Genomic DNA, 20,611 nt, shown 5'->3' on the forward strand with positions numbered 1-20,611 from the left:
CCAACAGTTTGAACCAGACGGGCCGCTCACCTTGGGCCGCTCAAGTAACCGGGCCTGGGACGCGTTCGCCAGTAGAGCCCGCAGTGGCAAAGCGCTCGAGACGGGACAGCGCGACGCTGGATGAATGTCTACTCGCTCTATCACGCCGGGACGGCTGCACCAAATCGCTGATTCTCCGGATTCTGAGCCTGCTCGCCAGCCTCTATCCGCAGGGTGAACGTCTTCACCATACGGAAGGCGGGAGGGCGTAACACCCGCTGCTTCGGCAGCCCTTACCTCGGAGACACACGATGCGCAACCAGTCCAAGCCCGCCGTGAAGGCTGCGTTCCTGAACGTTCAGAACGCTGCGCAATACATGGGTATCTCGGTGAACACCCTCTACGTCTGGCGCCATCGCCGACAAGGGCCGCCCAGCTTCCGGATGGGGCCCGGCGGGAGGGTCATGTACCGCCGGGACCTGCTCGATGCGTGGCTCAGCGAACAGCAGCAGGCGGACTCGCGGTCGAACCCGGCCCTCGACCCGCTGAACAGGGCCCCGCGGCAGCGTGAGCGTCGCCGGGCTGCCTGACCTGGGAAAACGGGTCGGAAGAGTTCAGCAGCACTCGGAATTTCATGCACACGGAGATCGTCTGTGTGTCTGATCGCGGCGCAGGTCGCGCCGAGAGAACCGCGCCCAGGCCGAGGAGAAGATGCGCATGGCGGGTTACATCGAGGACCGGTGGCTCAAGAAGCGGCCGAACAAGGAGACGGGCAAGCGTGAACGTACTGCGCTTTGGGGTAAGTGCACGCGTTACCGCGTCAAGGGGATACCGGGCGTCCGTGACCGTTCGTTCGACACGGTGGCGGACGCCAAGGCGTGGCTGGCCGAGGCACAGACCGACACACGTCGAGGGGATTTCGTCGACGCGCGGGACGGTGCGATCAGCCTTCGCGAGTACGTCGAGAAGCACTGGTGGCCGTCCCAGGTGCATCCGGCTCAGACGCTGGAAAGCATGAGGCACCGGATCTGGGGGCAGGTGCTGCCGCAGCTCGGAGACCTGGCGCTCAGGGACATCGGCGTCGCGGAGCTGCGCAAGTGGTCGGCCGACGTGCAGAGGGCGGTGGCGTCGAGCACGGCCTATGTCGCGTGGGTGTACCTCAAGGCGATCATGCAGGCCGCGGTCGAGGACAAGCGGCTCTACCGCAACCCGTGCAAGGGCAACAGCTCGATCAAGCCGCCGAAGAAGCCGGAGCGCAAGGCTCGCGCCTGGGAGCAGGATCGTGTCGACGCCGTACGGGAGGCACTGGCCGACCGCTACCGGATCATGCTCGACCTCGGCGTCGGATGCGGACTCCGGCAGGGTGAGGTGTTCGGCTTCAGCCCGGGTGACATCCATGGCGACTTCGTGCACATAGAGCGGCAGATCCTCATGTACAAGTCGCAGCTGTACTTCGGCCCACCCAAAGGCGGCAAGGAACGCGACGTGCCTCTGCCGAAGGTGCTCGCGAAGCGGCTCCTCACGCACCAGGAACGCTTCGAACCGATCGACGTCACCCTGCCGTGGCTCGACCCCGAGGAACCCGACCTCGCGCGCGAGGACCGGCGCAAGGTGACGGTCCGGCTGCTTGCCTATACCGGGCGGCGCGGCGCGATCAACCGCACAACCTGGAACACCAAGGCGTGGAAGCCCGCGCTCGCGGCTGCGGGAGTCATTCCGCCGCTGCCCAAGCGACAGCCGGGGGAGAAACCGTCGCGCGTCTGGGAGCCCAGCCGCGAGCACGGCTTCCACGTCTTGCGCCATACGTACGCCTCGGTGATGCTCGAAGCCGGTGAGTCGATCGTCTCGCTCGCGAAGTGGATGGGGCACTCCGACCCAGCGTTCACGCTCCGGACGTACACGCACTTCATGCCGCAGGCCGGCGCGCGGGGACTGTCCGCCATCGAGGCCTGGTTCACGGACTCGGCCAAAAGTCCCTGAGAAGTCCCAGAGGGCTGAACCAGCCGCCGGATATCCACAAACATGCAGGTCAGAGCGTGATCGCTCCCTGAGTGGAACAGAACCCGGCGTACAGCCCGACTCGTCTGCCGCCACCTGCGGCTTTGCCTTGGAAAGGGCCTCTGACCTGCGTCAGTCACGCGGCCTGGAGGGCCGGCGTGGTCATGACGGTCTCGAATTCGACGGGGGTCAGCCGGCCGAGTGAGGCTTGTCTGCGGCGGCGGTGATAGGTCCGCTCGATCCAGGTCACGATCGCCATCCGCAGTTCCTTGCGGGTGGTCCAGCTCCGGCGGTCGAGGACGTTCTTCTGCAGCAGGCTGAAGAAGGACTCCATGGCTGCGTTGTCACCGGCTGCCCCGACTCGCCCTATCGATCCGGCCATCCGGTGGCGATCAAGCCCGCGCACGAATTTTCGGGACCGGAACTGACTCCGCGCCCTGGTCTGCGTGAGACGAGAAGCCGCCTCCCTTTGACTCGGCCCCCTCGGTCCACCCTCGCCTCAGTGACATCAGCCAGCCGCGCCGTGCAGCAGGATGGTGGTAATGAAGTCTGGGGCTTGTCGGGGGCCCATGTGCCCTTCGAGTGCCAGTTCCCATGCTGTCTCGGCCAGGCCACAGTAGGTCGAGGCCAGCCACGTGGCCGGCATGTCCTTGCGTAGCAGCCCAGACGTCTGACCACGTTCAACAATGGAGACCGTTCGGTCGAAGACGGCATCGGCCCGGGCGCTGGCCTCTGGCACGCCTAGGACGTCCGGCTCGACGTAGACAAAGTTCCACAACTGGGCGAATGAGGCGTAATCGCTCACCAGTGCAGCCAGAACCTGTTCCATGGGGGCGGTTTCGACCTCCGCCCGGGAGAGGGCCTGCTCGCAGTCGTCCAAGATCTTCCCGGCCATCGCCTCTAGCAGATGCTGACGGGTGGGGAACAGGCGAACCAAGGTCGCGCGACTGATGCCCGCGCGCGCGGCGATCGCCTGCATCGACGCCCCCCTGTCTTTGGCGAGCACCGCGATCGCTGAGTCCAGTACCAGTGTGGCGTCTGTGCGCATCCGAGAGAACTTCCCGTGCCTCTATTGACACATTGATGTTTCAATTTATTCTTTGAGGCGTCAACATCGTACTGCCGAGGAGGTGCCATCCATTGCCTGGAAGCACCGCCCCGCTGTGCGGTCAAGACCGAGACACGCCGCTTCTCCTCATTCCCGCGGCCGCATCAGCCTGCGGGGGACGGCGTCGGCACCCTCGCCGCGTCGGCCCCGCCAGCCCCACTGGGGGTGGTCGTCATTGGTCAGGAACAGCGGAACCACCCCACTTTGGTCGACCCCAGGGCAGGACGTCCTGGTCGTTGAAGCTCCTACCAGATCGCTAGCTGCTTAGACCAGTGAACCGTTCCGGGTTCGGTAGGGACTCGATCATTTGAGAGGATCGAGTCATGGCACGCCCTTCCCAGTACCCGCTTGAGCTGCGCAAGCGAGCTGTCCGCATGGTCGCCGAGGTGCGGCCGGAGTACGACACCGAGTGGTCCGCGATGAAAGCCGTCGCGTCGAAACTCGGCATCGGCACGACCGAGACGCTGCGTAAGTGGGTGCGGCAGGACCAGATCGACGCCGGCGCCCGGCCGGGCACGACGACGGATGAGTCGGCGGAGCTGAAGCGGCTGAGGAAGGAGAACGCTGAGCTGAAGAGGGCGAACGACATCCTCAAGGCAGCAGCGTCTTTCTTCGCGGCCGAGCTCGACCGGCCACACACACGCTCGTAGCGTTCATCGACGAGCACAAGGGCCGCTTCGGCGGCGTCGAGCCGATCTGCCGGGTCCTCACCGACCACGACTGCAAGATCGCCCCCTCCACCTACTACGCACACCGCAAACGCCAGGACGCCCCCGCGGCCCGCACCGTCCGCGACACCGAACTGAAGCCCCTGATCAAGGAGGCGTACGACACCAACTACCGTGTCTACGGTGCCAGAAAGATCTGGCGCCACCTGAACCGACAAGGCCATTCCGTGGCCCGCTGCACCGTCGAACGCCTCATGCGCGAACTCGGCATCACCGGCGCCGTCCGCGGCAAGAAGGTGATCACCACGATCCCCGACCCCATCGCACCCAGGGCACCGGACCTGGTCGACCGCGACTTCGTCGCCGACGCACCGAACCGCTGCTGGGTCGCAGACTTCACCCACGTGGCGACCTGGACCGGCGTCGTCTACGTCGCCTTCGTCGTGGACACCTTCTCGCGCCGCATCGTCGGCTGGTCGGCCGCCACCACGAAGGAGACCCGGCTCGTCCTGGACGCGCTGGAGATGGCCTTGTGGCAACGCGACCGCGACCAACGCCCCCACATTCGAGGCGAGTTGATACATCACTCGGACGCCGGGTCGCAATACACGTCGTTCAAGCTGGCCGACCATCTGGATGCCGCCGGCATCGCGGCGAGCATCGGCTCGGTCGGGGACGCCCTGGACAACGCCCTGATGGAATCGACGATCGGACTCTACAAAACCGAGTTGATCAAGCCCCAGCGGCCGTGGCGAACGCTCTCCCAGGTCGAGCTCGCCACCGCCGAGTGGGTCGACTGGTACAACCACAGTCGACTCCACGGTGAGATAGGGCACATCCCGCCCGTCGAGTACGAAGCAAACCACTACCTCAGCACCACGAAACCCCAGGTCACGCCCAACATCTGAGCTCTCTACGGAACCCGGAACGGTTCACAGCGATGCATGGGGCGGCGCGCCGGTCGGTCGGCGCATCCCGTATCCACGGTGTCAAAGAGGACCGATCACCGCCCTGGCCGCGGGTAGCCGAGGCTCGGACGATGGCGACCGGTTGGGGAGCGTCACCGACTACCTCATCGACGGCAACGAGGTGGAAGGCCCCCTCAGTGCCGGGTTGCGCGACGTCCCAGATGTACATGCCCCGGTCGCAAGCAGACCCAGAGCTGCCAGTTCCCCCAGCTGTAGCAGAACGTCCGCATCGATGCGGAAACCCGTCGTAAGTAAGGAATCGAAAGTGCGTCAAAGCAAGAGCCTCACACGCCGGAACATGCTTGCAGGCGCGGCAGCAGTCGCAGCGGGGGGCGTGGCGGCATACGGCTTGAGGCAGTCGTGGGTGACTGGTGGGAGCCGCGAGGCAGTTTCGTGCTCGGGGGACGACGTCGTGGTGTGTGATGGCCCGCCGTCTGAGCGGGATGCGCTGCTGAAAGTCATCGCCCTGTCCTGGCGGCGCTACCGGAAACTCGATGCCGGCGGATACCTGGAGCTTTTCGATCCAGATCACGTCCGTGCGAGTTCCCGCCTGGGACGGCCGCAGCGGGGCTCCAAGGCGGTGTCCGCAGCGCTTCCCCGGGAATGGGAGGCCTACGAAAGAGTGGACGGGGCCATCAGCGCTCGCTTCACCCCTCGGCGGGTCGAACTATGGGTGGACGAGACGGGCGATCATGCGACGGCTCTGTACTGGCTCGAGGTCGCGTCGACCAATGCCCGCTGGTCCTACGACGACCAAGGCCTCGTCTTGCAGACCTTCAAGAAGCACCGCGGGATGTGGCGCATCGCCCACCACACCGATGTATGGGATCTGAACTACGACTTGGAACGTCAGAAGCCGGGCCAAGACGTCTTCAGTTTCGACTTCGTCTACCCCGTCCGCGACCTGGGCCGGGCCGTGCGGTTCTATACGCCGCTCCTCGGAGCGCCGTTCCATGTCGGTGACGATTCGGCGCGCTTCCAGATGCCAGGAGGGCAGTTCGTGCTCGACGCCGACCGTCTGGGCGGGCGTGCCCGCCTCGCTGCCGGGCTGCCCAACGGCTGGGGTGTCACCTATGTCGGGGACGTGGCAGCAGAACGGGACCGGCTCGCCCGGCGCGGCGTGCGGTTCGTCGACGGCACGGACGCCGAACTCCTCAAGAAGGGGCCTGACCGGTACGCCATCGGCCTGGACAGCTCATCGGCGAATCCCTTCGTGTTGGCTCAGCGCCACTACGCAACTGACGGCCCGGCACCCGGCGAACTGAGCGGTTTCACTGAGACCGGCGCCGCGGCTGCCATGGCCAAGCGCATCGCCAAGGCATGGCTGCACACCGACGCCCACACGCTCGGCACCCTGTACGGCAGGAACGGGCGATGGCTCGACAGCACCCGTACGGCCGTGCGGGGTCTGGAGGACGGGCAGGAACTGCCTCACACCCTCGATGCCTACTACTGGCGTTCTTATGACCGCTCCCCGCGTGGCCTCAGCGCCGAACTGCATGCAGACAACCTGCATGTTCAGCGAGCCGGACGGCGATCCGTGGTCACGCACACGATGCGACTGACAGGTACGGGGCCGCAACCCTTCCGAGACACCGCCTTGGTCACCCATCTCCTGGACGCCGACAACAGACCGTTGATCACCATCATTGCCCCCGCCACTGCCGACGAGAATTCTCAGGCCATGGCCAGACAACTCGACTACACCGGCTACCCGGTGACCTCGCTGAAAGCCGCCGAACGCTTCTACCGTAAAACTCTTGACTGGGGGTCGCCTTACCAGGACGACGGCTGGCGAGGATGGTGGAGCCGTACGGAATCAGTCTTCGGCATCTACACCGCCGACCCCGACCAGGACGGCCTCCCCCGCAGCGGCGTGCCGAGCGGGTACGTGAGTTTTTGGGTGCATTCCGCCAGGAGGACTTATGAGTGGATGCGCAGCGAAGGCTCACGCTTTCCGGAAATCCCATCCATCAACGAAGGGAAAGCCGGCATCTCACGGTTCCCCGGCTACACCCAGGTAGTCGGTACCGACAGCGAGGGCAACCTCCTCGTCCTCACCGAGTACACCGGCAAGTAGCGGTCGAGCCTATGGGTAATTCCCGGAAGGCGCCCAATGGGAATGAAAAAGTCTTCTACTGAGGCCCTTTCGTCATCCGTCTGCGGTAGTCGGATGGAGAGTGAGGACTGCTTGAGCGAGGGCGGTGATCCGGTTGATTGAGCACCGAATCCTCCGCAGGAGCCAGCAAAGATTTGAGGGTAGCCATGGCGGTCCCGGCGCGCTCAATCCCAACGGTCCCAGGGGGGGGCACCTATTCCGGCCGTCGGGCATATCCGTTTCGGGCCATCCGAAGAGTGTTCGGTGGGAGCGCTCCTTTTCTCTTCCGGCCGCGCTCGGCCACTGCGTCTTCTTCAGAAGGCGAGGGCAGCCCGCCCTGACCTCGAACACCACTTCACGGAAGGCCGACTCGACGGTTTCTTCGTCAAGAACCTCGAAACCGTCCAGGGCGACTAACGCGACGTCATCATCCCCGCCGTAGCCACCGGCGACCACCGACACGAGCCTGAGAACTGCCAGGTACCCTCAAGCACGTCGTCAACGCGGCCCGACGGGCTTCCGCTCCACCACGGTGGAGTCTCGAAGGACATGCCCCCACCCGCACGAGTCTCTTCGTGCTGCCTGGGGGAAGTTCTTGCTGTTCCGCGCGTCCGCGAAAACGGTCGCCGTCATGGCACTCGACGGTTCGCTGTTCCTGCACCTCACCGACCAGTTCGTCCACATGCACGGCTATCAGCCCAGGGGCTCGGAGGCGCGTTCCTGGGAACGGAGCATCCCCGTCCTGGCCGGCGCACTCAACGACGCCGGCCTGGGCGACGTTGAGGTCATGCTGGAGTACGCGCTTCCGCTGAACAGCAAGCGTGCAGATGTCGTCCTCGCAGGAGTGCACCCCAGTACCGGGGAGTCGTCGTACGTCGTGGTGGAACTGAAGCAGTGGAGCCACGTCCTGCCCCACGAGGACGATCCCACGCTGTGTCACATCGAGCGCTACAGCCACCCAGTCCTCAACCCCATCGAACAGGTGCGGCGCTACTGCGACTACCTGGTCAACTTCAACGGAGCGGTGGCCGAACACGGACACCGGATCAGCGGAGTGGCGTTCCTGCACAACACCACGGAGTTCGACGTGGCTGGTCTGCGGGAAATCGAGCGCGACGGCCGCGGGCTGCTCTTCACAGGGCAACGCCGCGGTGAATTCCTCGATCACCTCCGTTCGAGGCTGAGCGACAAGCATTCAGGCGCAAGGGCTGCGGACGAATTGCTCTCGGGCGCCACGGTTCCGTCGAGACAGTTGATGTCCGTGGCCGCTGAAGAGGTACGCGAACGGCAACAGTTCGTGCTCCTCGACGAGCAGCAGGTCGCCTACCGCACGGTGCTCAACGCGGTGGAGAAGGCCAAGCGTGCCGACCGCAAGGAAGTTGTCGTCGTCACCGGTGGCCCGGGCACCGGAAAGAGTGTGATCGCCCTCCAACTGCTCGGCGAGCTGTACCGGCGCGGGATGCCGGCCCTGCACGCCACCGGCTCACAGTCGTTCACCAAGACGATGAGGAAGGTCGCCGGTTCCCGCAAGCGGGAGGTGCAGGACCTGTTCAAGTACTTCAACAGCTTCATGACCGCCGAGAAGAACAGCCTGGACGTCCTGATCTGCGACGAGGCCCATCGGATCCGGGAGACCTCGGCCAATCGCTATACGCGTGCCGAGCACCGGACCGGCCGGGCGCAGATCGACGAACTCATCGATGTCTCGCACGTGCCCGTCTTCCTCCTCGACGAGCACCAGGTGGTGAGGCCGGGTGAGATGGGCACCGTGGCCGAGATCAAGGCTGCGGCGGCAAAGCGGAATATCCCGTGCCATGTCGTTCCCCTGGACAGTCAGTTCCGTTGCGGCGGCAGCGACGCGTACCTGCGCTGGGTCGTCCGGCTCCTCGGCCTCGAATCCGGCGGGCCAACGGTCTGGGAACCCGATGACCGCATGCAACTGCTGGTCGCCGACAGCCCGCGTGAGATGGAGGCGTTCCTCGAAGCCCGTCGGGCACAGGGCTACGGCGCCCGTATCTCCGCAGGTTACTGCTGGCGTTGGTCTCCGGAACCCAAGCCCGGTGACCCACTCGCGCTGGACGTCGTCATCGGTGAGTGGGCTCGGCCCTGGAACCTGCGCGGCGACCGCTCAGTGGCCTCAGCCCCGGACCGCTCCAATGGGCTGGGATTCTTCTTACGTAGCCGTCTAGGTAGCCACAGAAGCGATTTCACTACATGTTTGCGCAGGTCGTAGCGCTGCGATGACTTTCCCTGGCGTACAGCCCGACTCGTCTGCCGCCACCTGCGGCTTTGCCTTGGAAAGGGCCTCTGACCTGCGTCGGAGGCCCTTTCCGATCTTTCGCGGGCTTGCCACGTCAGGCGGCAAAACGTCCCTCGAATGTCCCTCGGACGGAGCTGTAAGTCCCAGAAATGATATTGGTTTGGGGTGGTTGAGCAGGTCTGATGCAGAGCGCAGATGGTTGTGCTCGGCCTGCATGTCCACCATCGTCCCTCAGGCGGAACGGTTGCCGGGGACCAGGCTGAGCGTGTGGAGACTCTTCCCAGAACCACCTGTAGGCGAGGTTGGTGGCGGGGCTGCTGGATGTCCCTGGGAGGTCGGCACTCCTTGCGGGCTCATCTGGACGGCCGCCTGGTCGCCGAGCATGCGCGCTGCTGGGCTCGCCACCAGACGCTGACCGACCCTGACCACGCCGATGCCGCCACCGTGATGCGGCACCCGTACCACCGGAGCGGGTCCGTCGCCGCGGCAGCGGAGGTCGCACAGCCGGATCTGCCCGCCTACGACCGCGTCTTCCATCTGATCGAGGGCGGAGGAGGAGAGGAGTGACGCCATGGCCACCCGCACCACCACGTCCCGGGACATCGCCGCGGAACTGGCCTTCGCCTGGCTAGGGCGTCCACCTTCGGCCCCGCGAGGGCGACTCCAGCAGGCCCCAATTTGTGGGTGATTGGTGAAGATCAGGCGTCGTGATGCGGCTCCTGTAGGCGGTTTGATTTGGGACCACCCATGGCGGTGCCGGGATGCTCGGTTGCGGGTGGGCAGTGGAAAGGTGAGGCGTTACTCAAACAGGTGTCGGTGGGCTTGGCTCCATGCCAACTTGTCTTCGAGGTCCTGCAGGTAGCCATCGGCTGCCCAGGTTGCCTGGGGTTCGTGCCCGGCATCGGCCAGCCGGCGTACTCGTTCGGCGTTTTCCCGCTGCTCGCGGATGACGGCGTCGACGATGTCGGCGGTGGGGAGGAGGCCGTAGGCGGTGCAGAACCGCTGCAGGCGTCGACGGCGGTCGGGCGGTTGCGGATAGCGGAGCCAACGGGTGCACTCGGTGTCGTCCCTGAACGGTGCCACGTACTGCAGTGCATAGGCGATGTCGTGCAGGCGTGCTGCCGGGCGAGCGAAGTCGAAGTCGATGAGGCCCACCGGCTGCTGTCCCCGCCAGATCACGTTCCATGGGCCGAAGTCGCCGTGGCAGATCACCTCACCGTCAGTGGACTCCGTCGCGCCGACGGCCCAGGCGGCGTTGTCGGGCGGGGTGAAGCCCGCGGTTGCGTCGTGGTACTCGCGCAGCAGCCGGGCGAAGGCGGTCAAGCCGTCGTCTTCCACGACTTTGGTCCACCCCGGCGGCCCCGACTCTCCGTCGATATAGCTGAGGACCTCGCGGCCTTCCTCGTCGATCCCCAAGGGCCGCGGAGCGTAGGGGAAGCCCACTGCTTCGAGATGGCTCAGCAGTGCGTGCACCGTTTCGGTCCAGGGCTGGACGGGTCGGCGGACGGTGTCACCGATCCGCACGACCTGCCGGTGAGCATGATCCTGCAGCACGTCCTCGTTCGTCACCCGCAGAGGCTGTCCACCGCGCCGACAGCGCGACACGTGGATCATGCGGACCCGTTCGTCGCCGGCGCCTCGGCCTGCTCACTTGGTCCTGTTGGCCTTGGTGCGGGCCAGGCGGTAGGACTCGGTGCCGGTCTCGATGAGGGTGGGGTTGAAGGTGAGCCGGTCCACGATCGCCGCACAGAGCCGCGGATCGGTGAACGTCTTGGACCAGCCCGTGAACGCCTCGTTGGAGGCGATCGAAATGCTGTTCTTCTCTTCTCGCTCAGTGAGAACCTGATCGAGGGGCCGCCCGAGACCTGCCCGGCGGACTCGGACGAGGCCGCGGTGGCCGTGGAGGCGAGTGCTCCTGCGGAGCCGATGTCTCCTGCGGCGGCTTTGTCTGTGTCATACGCAGAATCCTTCGGTGCCGTCCGGAGGCGGAACATCCGACAGGCTTCGGTGACGCCCCCGCCGACCGGTTTGATGAGGGCGTTGGCCACCACGACGACAAGCCCGCGCAATGCGCCACGATGCCGGCCTTCAAGGCGGAGCCTTACGTGCGACCGGCGGCGCGGGCCGCGCGCAAGCCCCGGGCGAGCAGCAGCACCACCTTCACGGCGAAGACCGCGTACTGGCGGCTGCCGCCCGGATCACCGACCTCCGCGGCGGGAGGTGCTGCCAGGCCCGAGGCAGGCTTTCCCGGGAGCGACGGAGGGGGCGGGCCCCCGTAAGGGGTGCCCGCCCCCGATCGCTGTTCACAGGGAGCTTCGCCTGGCAGGAGGCCTGCGAAGCTCAGGCGGCTGTCCGGGAACAGGGAGACGGCAGCCCATGGGGGCTCCTGCCGGTGCTGGGAGACCCCATGGAAGAAACGCGGGTCAGCTCATGCCCTGCAGGCGCCAGATCTGGTTCTTCTTCCAGGTCAGGTCGGTCGCAGGGTCGCAGGGCCACTGGTGGATCTTCGCGCGGGGGTCGGTCGAGATCCCGCTGACGTCGACGCACTTGCCGCTGTGGACGGCGGCCAGCTGGTAGTCCTTGCTGTTGCCGAGCGCGGTGACGGGGTTGAGGGTGAACATCTGGTTCGTGCTGCCGCTGCAGGTCCACTGGATGACGGCGGCACCGTCGGCCGTGGAAGCGCCCGAGACGTCCAGGCACTTACCACTGTGCTCGTTCACGATGGTGTAGGTGTTCGCCCGTCCGGCGACCGGCTTGAAGTCGAGCATTTGCTGGTAGCCGCCCTCGCAGTGGTACTGCTGGTACTGCGTGGCGTCGGCGGTGCTGAGGTCGGTGTCGTCCAGGCACTGACCGCTGTGCTGTACCACCGCGACGGTGGAGACGGTGGTGTTCGACGGCGGCAGCAGCGTGACGGTGTAGCCGTCCGCGGCGTCCGTCCACGGCACGTTCACCGAGGACGAGTTGCCGCTGACGGTCAGGGTCTGGTCGGAGACCGTCACCGGACCCGTCACCGCGTCTCCGCTGTTGTTCGGTATGCGCTGGACGATCGCGCGGACCCGGCTGTTCTCCACCACGGAGGTGGTGTCGAGGCGGTTGAGGTTGACGGTGACGTTGCCGGTGTTGCCGTTGTTGCCCAGCTGGATCTTCGCGTTGCGCGCGGTGTTGTCCTTGGTCGCCAGCCCGTCGGTGTTCGTACCGGGCGTGAGGTTGACGATGTTGCCGGTCTGGGAGCCGTAGTACCGGTACAGGAACCACTCGCCGAGCGGCAGGTACTGGCCGGAGCTGTTCTTGGTGAGCAGGTTGGCCGCGTAGTCGTGCAGGTTGGGGCCCCATCCCCAGTTGGCGCGCATGCCGTCGGCGCCGGCCCGCTCCAGGCGGCTGATGAACCAGCCGCCGCCACCGGGGTTCTGCTGCTCACGCCCGGCGTACTCGTTGATCTGGTAGGGGCGGGTGTTGGTCAGGCCCGCGGCGGCGAGGACCGAGTTGGCGTTGCTGACGGCCTGGACGGGGTCGTGTGGGATGGCGTGCCAGCTGTAGATGTCGGGGGCGACGTTGTTGGCCTTGATGTGGTTCAGGTAGGTGGTCCACCAGGTGTTGGAAGAGTTGGGCGGGTTCGCCGTGCTGGGGCCGACGATGAGCTGCCCGGGGAGGTCGGCCCGCACGGCGGCGTGGAACCGCGACCACATCTGCAGGTACTGGCTCTGGGACCGGTCCCAGAAGCCGCTCAGGTCCGGCTCGTTCCACAGGTCCCACTGGACCGTCATGTTGTTGGCCTTGACGTCGGAGATGAGCTGGTTGACGAAGTTGTCGAACTGCGTCCAGTTGCCGTTGTCGCCGGGGAAGGGCTGGCTGGTGGTGCCGTCGGCGCCCCACAGGTCGTGCGGCAGGATGACGAACGTGCCGCCGAGGGCGACGGTGCGCTTGTACTGGGCGAGGGTGGCCTTCCAGCGGGTCTGGTAGTCGGCGAGGCTGGTGGCGTAGCCGCCACCGTTGAGCTGCGCACCGCCGGCCCGCATCAAGTGCCACTTGATGTCTTTGAAGAAGTGGTCCGGCGGCAGCGACCCGTCGGGAGACAGCCCGTAGATCATGCCCGAGGCGCGGTAGCTGGGGGCGCCTTTGGCGGTCGCGAAATCGACGGTGACGCTGGTGTCCGCGGCCTGCGACGGGCCGGCAGGCACCAGAGTCGCGGCCAGGGCAGCCAGGAGGACGGCTACGGACGAGGTCGCTCGGCGTCCGGCGCGGGTTGCGGGGCTGGGAAGTGTCCAGCGAGATTTCATGCTGCGGCTCCTACGTGAGCGGGGAGGAGGACCGGGGTTGGAACGTCCCCGGGGCTGTGGGGAGACGGCCGGTCAGCGGCTGTCTCGGTGTGCGTGCGCCTCCGCCAGCAGGAGGTAGCTGCTGGCGGTCCAGGTGTAGGCGCGGTCGCGCAGGCCCGTGCCGGTGAGGGCGTCGAAGTTCTCGGCGAAGCCGTGGGTTTCGCACAGGGCGCGGAAGCGGGCGCTGATCTCGTCGGCGAGGCGGTGGTGGCCGGCTCGGCGTAGGCCGTCCTCGATGAGGACGGTGGCGGGGGCCCAAATGGGGCCGCGCCAGTAGCCATCGGCGAGGTAGTGGGGTGAGGTGGGCAGTTCGGTGGCCAGGCCGTGCGGGGTCAGGTGGGTCTCGATCCGGGCGGCCAGGGCTTTGCCGATGTGCTCGGGCAGGTGCTCGCCCAGTGCCATCGGCATCAGGTCCAGCAGACTGGAGCTCTCCCAGGTCTGCGCGCTGTCCACGCCACGTGCCACGAACCGCTCCCCCGTCCACAGCTCGTCGAGCATCGCGGCCTGGGTGGCCTCGGCCGTGACGGTCCAGCGGCGGGCCTCGTCGGCAAGGCCCAGCTCGTTGGCCAGGACGGACAGTTCGCGGAGCTGAAGGACGAGGAAGGCGGCCAGGTCGGCGGTGACAACCACGCGCTCGGGATCGAAGGTGGTGGCGTTGTCCCAGCCGCTGTCGTTGCCGTGCTGGTAGTGGGGCAGGGTGGCGCCCGGTGCGCGGCGGGCGGTGAGCCAGAATTCCGCCCACCGTGCCAATCTGCCGTAGATCTCGGCGAGTTCAGTCCGACTGAGGGGCTCGGGGAGACGTCTGCGCAGGTGGGAAAGGGTCCAGCCGTGGATGGGCGGTTTGACGAAGTTGTAGAGGACCTCGGAGTGGGTCACCGAGTCGGGCAGGGCGCCGGTCTTGTCCTGGTGGTCGAAAGGCAGGGAGAACTGGTCCCAGGCCAGGGCGGGGGCCCCGGGTGCCAGGGCGAGGGCGTTGAAACAGTGGTCCCAGCTCCAGACCTTGTCCATCCAGTGCTTGGACATCAGCACCGCGGGTCTGGTGACGAGGGCCGCCGGGCGGACGGTTGCCGACCACAGGACGTACGCGGCGAGTTCGGCGGCCGGGGTGCCGGACGAGCGCCAGGGGGCGACCGCGTCGGCGAAGGCGGTGAAGGCATGCTCCGCGGTCGCCACGATGGTGTCGAACGTCTCCGAGGAGGTGTAGGGCAGGCGTGCGCTGTCCAGTTCCTCGATGGCCGCTTCCCAGACTCCGCCGGGAGCCGCGGTGACGGCGACGCCTCGTTCGCCGGTACCGAGGGTCTGGCTTCCGGACACCTCTGCGACCGTGCCCGACAGCACGGTGACCCGGTAGCGGCGCCCGGTCTCGTACGAGGTGAACAGGTACGCCCCGTCCACCGGGTCGCGGTAGAAGTAGGTGCCCGTGAAGGGGGTCAGCGTGTCGGCGGCCGCGTTGATGCGCAGGCCCAGTCCTTCGCCGCGCAGGCGGACGGTCTCCGGTGAGGCGTAGGCGAGGCGGATGCGCCCTTGCTCACCGGTCCAGCTGAGCAGGCCCGGAGTCGCCTCGACGCGGGTCCACGCGCGCTCGCCCGTCATCGCGTCGAGGGGCGTGAAGCGCAGGACGGCGTGCATGCCGTTCTGGTGCGAGACGAGGTGGAGGTCCTCGGCACGTGTCTCCTCCGCGAGCACGGGCGAGATGCCGAACCAGGAGCCGTGCGCGCTGAACGGGATGTCGTGCAGGGAGAAGGCCGGGCCGGATCGGGCGGCGGTCATCACGTGGTACTCGTTTCTTCAGCAGGGGTCACCGGCGGTGGTCGTGAGGTGGTCAGTCCTTGACGGCTCCGGCCGTCACGCCGGCGGCGACGTAGCGCTGGGCGAGGACGAGGATCACCGTGGCCGGCAGCGAGGCGACGACGGCGGTGGCCATGATGGCGTTCCACTCCTGGTTGTTGTTGCCGATGTACTGGTAGATGCCGAGCGTGATCGGCTCGTGGGCGCCGCCATTGGCGAGGGTGCTGGCGAAGACGAAGTCGGACCATGACCACAGGAACGCGAACAGCGACACGGTGACGACCGCGTTGCGGCTCATCGGCAGCACCACGGACCGGAAGGTGCGCCACGGCCCGGCTCCGTCCATCTGCGCGGCCTGGAGCAGTTCGCCGGGGATGCCGGACATGAACGCGGTGAAGATGAGGACGGCGAAGGGGACGGCCAGGGTGGAGTCGGCGACGATCAGGCCGGGCACGGACTGGAGCAGGCCGAGCTGGAGGTAGATGGCGTAGAAGCCCATCGCCATGATGATGCCGGGGATCATCTGGGCCACCAGGAAGAGGAAACCGAGGACTCCCCCGCCGCGTGGGCGCAGTTTCGCCAGCGCGTATCCGGCGGGCGCTGCCAGCGCCACGGTCAGTACGACCGTGCCCAGCCCGATGACCAGGCTGGTGCCGAGATAGGGCAACTGCTGCTCGAAGACGGCGCGGTAGCCGTCCAGGGTGCCGTGGACGGGGAAGATGTCGGGCGGTGACTTGCGCATGTCCTGGTCGCGGGTGAAGGACACGTTGAGCATCCAGTAGACCGGGAAGAGCATGACGGCGGTGAACATCAGGCCCGTTGCCGTCTTCCACCAGGTGGTCCGTCCGCGTCTCGGGCGGCGTGTGGCCGGGGTGGTCCGGAGGCTGGTCATGAGGCGTACTGCTTTCGCTGGACCTTCAGGTACACCAGACCGAAGACCAGGGCGGCGGCGACGAGCAGGTTGCCGACGGCCGCGCCGGGGCCGAAGGCGGGCAGCAGGTTGCCGAAGCCGAGCTGGTAGGACCAGGTGGCGAAGGTGGTGGACGAGTCGGCCGGGCCGCCCTTGGTCATGATCCAGATGATGTCGAAGACCTTGAGCGTGTAGACCAGCCCCAGCAGCAGGGTGATCGCGGACACGGGGCGCAGCAGGGGGAAGGTGATGCTCCAGAAACGTCGCCAGGCGCTCGCGCCGTCGAGGGCGGCCGCTTCGTAGAGGCTGTGCGGGATGGACTGGAGGCCGCTGTGGAGGACGACCAGGTTGAACGGGACACCGATCCAGATGTTCGCGATGATCACCGACGTCAGCGACCACTCCGGTGAGGTCAGCCAGTTCACCGGACCGACGCCGACGGCATGCAGAGCCGCGTTGACGACACCGGAGTCGCTGTTGAGCATCCATGACCAGGTGGAGGCCGACACGATGAGTGGCAGCAGCCACGGCACCAGGAACAGGGCCCGCAAGGTCACCGACAACCGGAAGTGCTGGTGGAAGAAGACCGCGAGGGCCAGGCCGATGGCGTACTGGAAGACCAGGCACACGACGGTGAACACCACCGTGTGCGTGAGTGCCGGACCGAAGGTCGGGTCGTCGAAGACCTTCTGGTAGTTGTCCAGTCCGGTGAACGGCGCGTTGCCCTGGACGAAGGAGCGGACGGTGTAGTTGCGCAGGCTCAGGTCGAGGTTGCGGTAGAGCGGATAGGCGTAGAAGAGGACGAGGTAGACGGTGACCGGGGCGAGGAACGCCCAAGCGGCCCTCCCCCAGGCTTCGCCCGGGGGGACCCCCAGCTGGGAAGCGGGACGGCGGCGCCGGTTCGCGGTACGGGCCGGGGGCGGGGCGGCTGCGGCCGCCGCCCCGTTCCCATCACGCACCGCTCGGCGGTCCGGCAGGTGTGTCGTGTGCTTCATCAAGGAGCCCCGGATCGCGGTTGGCTGACGGTTTACTTGACGGCGGCCTGCGCCGCGGTCAGCGCGTCCTTCGGCGACTTGGAACCGCTGAGGGCGGACTGGACCGCCTTCCACAACTGCTCCGAGATCTTCGGGTACTTGGTGCCCAGGTCGTCGCTGGTGCGTCCCTTGGCCGCCTTGACCGCCTCGACCCAGGGCTTCAGTTCGGCGTTCTCCGCCACCTGCTTGTCCTGCACCTCGCTGGTGGGGGCCACGTAGGACAGGGTGGTGTCGGTGGCGTACAGGTTCTCGGTGCTGGTCAGGCAGGAGACCAGCTTCTGCGAGGTGGCGTAGCGGCCGGTGTCGCTCTGGACCGGGACGGTGACGAACTCACCGCCCGTCGGGGCAGCGGCGTTTCCTCCGTCCGCGCCGGGGATGGGCAGGACGCCGTAGCCAAAGCCGGCCTTCTCGGCATTGGCCAGCTGCCAGGTGCCGTTCTCGGCGAAGGCATAGTCGCCGCTCGCGAACTCCTGCCAACTGGTGGTCTGCGTGTTGTTGATGACCGAGTTGGGCGCGTAGCCCTTCTTCAACCAGTCGCTCCACAAGGACACGGCCGCCACACCCTGGGCGGAGTCGAGTTCGGTCAGCTTCGCGCCCGAGCCCCAGAACCACGGCAGGAACTGGAAGCTGCCCTCCTCCGTGCCGATCGCGGAGAAGGTGATGCCCTTCTTCCCCGCCTTCTTGACCTTCGCCAGCGCCGCGGTCAGGGACTTCCAGTCCTTGACCGAGGCGATGTCCACGCCCGCGGCCTTGAGGACGTCCTTGTTGTAGTACAGCGCGAGGGTGTTCGCGCCGATGGGCGTGCCGTAGGTCTTCCCGCCCGACTGACCGGCCGCGAGGAGGTTGGGGTCCACCTTCGAGGTGTCCACCTTGTTCTCGTCGGTCGTGGTGAGCACACCCGCCTCGGCGAGCGTCGACACCACCGGGTTGTCGAGGATGAGCATGTCCGGGGAGTTGTCCTGCTGAGCGGCCAGCAGCGCCTTGTTCGTCAGGTCGCTCGTGTCGAAGGCCGTTCGCTTGACCTCGACCCCGGCCTTGCTGCCGCAGCCGTCCAGCAGCTTCACCCAGTCCGAGTCCTTGGCGAACTGCGGGTAGGGGTCCCAGATGGTGTAGCTGCCGCCGTCTGTCGCCTTCGCGGACGTGGTGCCATCGCCGGAGGAGCATGCGGTGGTGACGGTGGTGAGGGCGACGACGGTCATGGCGGTGGCGGTGAGACGGTGTCTGGTGGATCTGTTCATCGGGCGTTCCTTGTATGTGTCAGGCATGGGCATGCCAGGGGAGGTGGACGGATGGCAGAGCAGGGCAGGCTGAACAGCGCGGCGGAGTCGCGGAGCGGCCGGTTGAACGGTGACGGGACGGGAGGTGAAGGAGGGGGAGGAGCAGGGCTCCCGATCCACAGGGGATGCGGAGGGCGGCCTGTCAGGCGGTCGAGTCGGTGCCTGGGATCCCGCGCGTGTCCCCCGGAGGGCGGGGGCCTGCGGGCCCGGTGCTGGCGCGGAGCGAGATCGGCGGGGCGAGCAGTTGGTGGCGAGGTGGCGCGTCAGGGTGGTCGAGCCGCTCGACGAGCAGGTCGACGGCCAGGTGCCCCATCTGCGCCGATGGCACGTCGGCCGCCGTGAGCTGCGGGGTCACCGTCTCGGCCCACCGGGCGGCCACGACACCGGTGATGGAGAAGTCGCGCGGCACATGGCGGCCCGCATGGGCCAGGCCCCGGTAGAGACCTCCGAGCGCGGCCTCGTTCAACGTGACGAGGGCCGTGGTGTCGGGATCGTCGTACAGGATCCGCTCCAGGCAGGCCTGACCCGACGGTGCGTCGTCCTCACAGTTGTACGTGCGGACGGTGAGCCCACGCTCCGCGGCGGCCTTGGTGAAGCCGTCCAGCCCCCGGTGCGCGGACTCGTACCCGGTGCGCAGCAGCCGCTCGGGCCGGTTGACGAAGGCGACCCTGTCGTGGCCCAGGTCCGCGAGGTGGTGGACACAGGCCGCCGCCAGCGCCGTGTGGTCCAGGCCCACCCACCAGCCACTCTCCGGCCGCGAGGTGCGGCCGATGCAGACGGCGGGAAAACTCTCGGCAAGGAGGTGGTCGACCCGGTCGTCCTGGAGCCTGATCTCCATCAGGATCGCGCCGTCGACCCGCCGTTCCCCCAGCAGTCGCTGGAACGAGCGGTCGCTGTCCACGCCGCTCGGGGAGAGCAGCACGTCGTAGTCGTACGCCGCCGCGGCTTCGACCACACTGCCGATGAAGTCGAGCTGCATCCCGGTGTAGTGCTCCCCGGCTGGAGGGAAGACGAGAGCGATGGTGCTGGTCCGGCCGTTGGCCAGGGCACGTGCACTCGCGTTGGGCCGGTAGCCCAAATCGTCGATGACCCGCTGGATCTTCTCCCGGGTGTCGTCCGACACCCGACGCTTGCCACTCAGCGCATAGGAGACGGTGCTGCGCGAGACACCGGCCCGTCTGGCAATTTCACCGATGTTCACGGAACTCCTTCATCGAACCGGTTCGATGCTTCCAGAGGAGAGGGGGACCGGTTAGAGGCAGAGGTGGGAGTAATGCTCGCTACCGGCGTCGAACCGGTTCGCGTGAAGGAAAAGTAGGAGCTGACCGTGCGGGTGTCAATGCCTCGCGCAAACCTCATGAAACACATCGGAAACCAGCACGCGAACCCGCGGCCACCGTCCACACTCGCCGCCCCGCCGGCAGCTGAAGCCCACCGGGGACGGCTACTACGAGCTGGTGAACCGCAACAGTGGCAAAGTGCTGGGCATAGCAGGCGGTTCCCCCACTCAGGGGGGCGCCGCCGAGCAGCAGGCCGACAGCAGTACCGGACCGTCACCCACGAAGAGGCCGACCGAGGGTGTCTCCGGGGGCCTGAGCTTCAGGCCCCCCGGTCGTCGCGGGCACGCATCGCGCGGGTCTCCGTGGAGACGGCCTCGCCGGCACACCGTACGAGATCGGTGTTCCCGGTCGTACCGAGGCCGACCGTCTGGGCGAGAACGGTGGCCTGGCCCATCCAGGCGACGCGATGCGGGGCCTCCTGGCCTGTGTGCAAGGCCGCGATGCCCAGGTGCCCGACCGCGGGCGTGAACGGATGCAGGCATCCCATCCTTTCGTCGAGGGTGAGCCGCGCCGGAAAGTCGTCGATGCGCTTCGCGAACGTCGGCTGTGATCGCGGAACGGCGGTGGTGTGTGCGTCGTGCGTGCAGACATGTGGGATTCGCCTGAGGTGGAGCGGAGATTGCTTTCGAAGCGCTTCGATGCATGTCAGGGCGCCGGGAGAGCGTCAAGAGATCTACACCCTTCATCAAGTGGAGAACATGAAGGATCTCCTCCAGTGCCTCGGAGGAATCTTTGAAGCGACCCTTGTGTGCCCATGGGCCTTCACTTAACCTCGCAGAGCATCGAAGCGCTTCGACTGATACTGCGTCGACAGTGATGGGATGTCCGCTTTCAGGTCAGCTGGTTCAAGTCACGCCACCGCAGCCG

At 66.8% G+C, this 20,611-nt stretch carries 13 protein-coding genes and 4 pseudogenes; 6 read left to right on the forward strand and 11 right to left on the reverse strand.

The features are described from left to right. Positions 1-290: 290 nt before the first annotated feature. Entirely contained in the window at positions 291-569 is a 279-nt protein-coding gene (locus P8T65_RS33840; RefSeq protein WP_316728996.1) for a helix-turn-helix domain-containing protein, read from the forward strand. A gap of 127 nt (positions 570-696) precedes the next feature. Continuing rightward, positions 697-1,959, forward strand: coding sequence for a site-specific integrase (locus P8T65_RS33845; RefSeq protein WP_316728997.1), 1,263 nt, complete (start codon positions 697-699; stop codon positions 1,957-1,959). A 154-nt stretch (positions 1,960-2,113) separates the two neighbouring features. On the opposite strand, the pseudogene P8T65_RS33850 reads toward P8T65_RS33845, so the two are convergent. Then, positions 2,114-2,407, reverse strand: a pseudogene (locus P8T65_RS33850) (integrase core domain-containing protein); the annotation flags it as partial. Between the two features lie 78 nt (positions 2,408-2,485). Beyond that, positions 2,486-3,025, reverse strand: coding sequence for a TetR/AcrR family transcriptional regulator (locus P8T65_RS33855; RefSeq protein WP_316728998.1), 540 nt, complete (start codon positions 3,023-3,025; stop codon positions 2,486-2,488). A gap of 383 nt (positions 3,026-3,408) precedes the next feature. Here P8T65_RS33855 and P8T65_RS33860 point away from each other — a divergent pair. The 4 genes and pseudogenes from P8T65_RS33860 (at position 3,409) to P8T65_RS33875 (ending at position 9,646) form a co-directional block, all read left to right on the forward strand. Continuing rightward, positions 3,409-4,661, forward strand: a protein-coding gene (locus P8T65_RS33860) for an IS3 family transposase (RefSeq protein ID WP_399099893.1) whose coding sequence is annotated in 2 segments (ribosomal slippage) — positions 3,409-3,682 and positions 3,682-4,661 — 1,254 coding nt in all. Because the reading frame shifts where the segments join, the coding sequence is not laid out codon by codon here. Between the two features lie 472 nt (positions 4,662-5,133). Then, the gene (locus P8T65_RS33865) at positions 5,134-6,801 is read left to right on the forward strand and encodes a hypothetical protein (protein WP_316728999.1); all 1,668 of its coding nucleotides are present in this window, start codon (positions 5,134-5,136) and stop codon (positions 6,799-6,801) included. A gap of 613 nt (positions 6,802-7,414) precedes the next feature. Then, positions 7,415-8,965 (forward strand): annotated as a pseudogene (locus P8T65_RS33870) (DNA/RNA helicase domain-containing protein); the annotation flags it as partial. Positions 8,966-9,424: 459 nt separating this feature from the next. Continuing rightward, positions 9,425-9,646: a Mu transposase domain-containing protein gene (locus P8T65_RS33875; protein ID WP_316731972.1), complete on the forward strand. Its 222-nt coding sequence runs from the start codon at positions 9,425-9,427 to the stop codon at positions 9,644-9,646. Between the two features lie 231 nt (positions 9,647-9,877). Here the strand turns inward: P8T65_RS33875 and P8T65_RS33880 are convergent, their stop codons facing one another. The 9 genes and pseudogenes from P8T65_RS33880 to P8T65_RS33925 all read right to left on the reverse strand — a co-directional run. After that, positions 9,878-10,648 carry an aminoglycoside phosphotransferase family protein gene (locus P8T65_RS33880; RefSeq protein ID WP_316729000.1) on the reverse strand — a complete coding sequence of 257 codons (771 nt, stop codon included), beginning with the start codon at positions 10,646-10,648 and terminating at the stop codon, positions 9,878-9,880. Positions 10,649-10,726: 78 nt separating this feature from the next. Continuing rightward, positions 10,727-10,930, reverse strand: a pseudogene (locus P8T65_RS33885) (ATP-binding protein); the annotation flags it as partial. A gap of 572 nt (positions 10,931-11,502) precedes the next feature. Further along, entirely contained in the window at positions 11,503-13,356 is a 1,854-nt protein-coding gene (locus P8T65_RS33890) for an RICIN domain-containing protein (protein ID WP_316729001.1), read from the reverse strand. Between the two features lie 72 nt (positions 13,357-13,428). Beyond that, positions 13,429-15,165: an MGH1-like glycoside hydrolase domain-containing protein gene (locus P8T65_RS33895; RefSeq protein ID WP_316729002.1), complete on the reverse strand. Its 1,737-nt coding sequence runs from the start codon at positions 15,163-15,165 to the stop codon at positions 13,429-13,431. Positions 15,166-15,217: 52 nt separating this feature from the next. Further along, positions 15,218-16,075 (reverse strand): carbohydrate ABC transporter permease, encoded by an 858-nt coding sequence (locus P8T65_RS33900; protein ID WP_316729003.1) that lies wholly within the window; start codon positions 16,073-16,075, stop codon positions 15,218-15,220. Beyond that, positions 16,072-17,088, reverse strand: coding sequence for a sugar ABC transporter permease (locus tag P8T65_RS33905; RefSeq protein ID WP_316729004.1), 1,017 nt, complete (start codon positions 17,086-17,088; stop codon positions 16,072-16,074). The genes P8T65_RS33900 and P8T65_RS33905 overlap by 4 nt, the downstream gene beginning before the upstream one ends. Before the next feature lie 32 nt (positions 17,089-17,120). Continuing rightward, positions 17,121-18,365: an extracellular solute-binding protein gene (locus P8T65_RS33910; RefSeq protein ID WP_316729005.1), complete on the reverse strand. Its 1,245-nt coding sequence runs from the start codon at positions 18,363-18,365 to the stop codon at positions 17,121-17,123. Between the two features lie 181 nt (positions 18,366-18,546). Then, positions 18,547-19,605, reverse strand: a complete 1,059-nt coding sequence (locus P8T65_RS33915; RefSeq protein ID WP_316729006.1) for a LacI family DNA-binding transcriptional regulator — start codon at positions 19,603-19,605, stop codon at positions 18,547-18,549. A gap of 407 nt (positions 19,606-20,012) precedes the next feature. Beyond that, a pseudogene (locus tag P8T65_RS33925) lies at positions 20,013-20,335 on the reverse strand (sugar hydrolase); the annotation flags it as partial. Positions 20,336-20,611: the final 276 nt, after the last annotated feature.

Origin of the sequence: Streptomyces sp. 11x1, assembly GCF_032598905.1 — a bacterium.
Classification (GTDB): Bacteria; Actinomycetota; Actinomycetes; order Streptomycetales; family Streptomycetaceae; genus Streptomyces.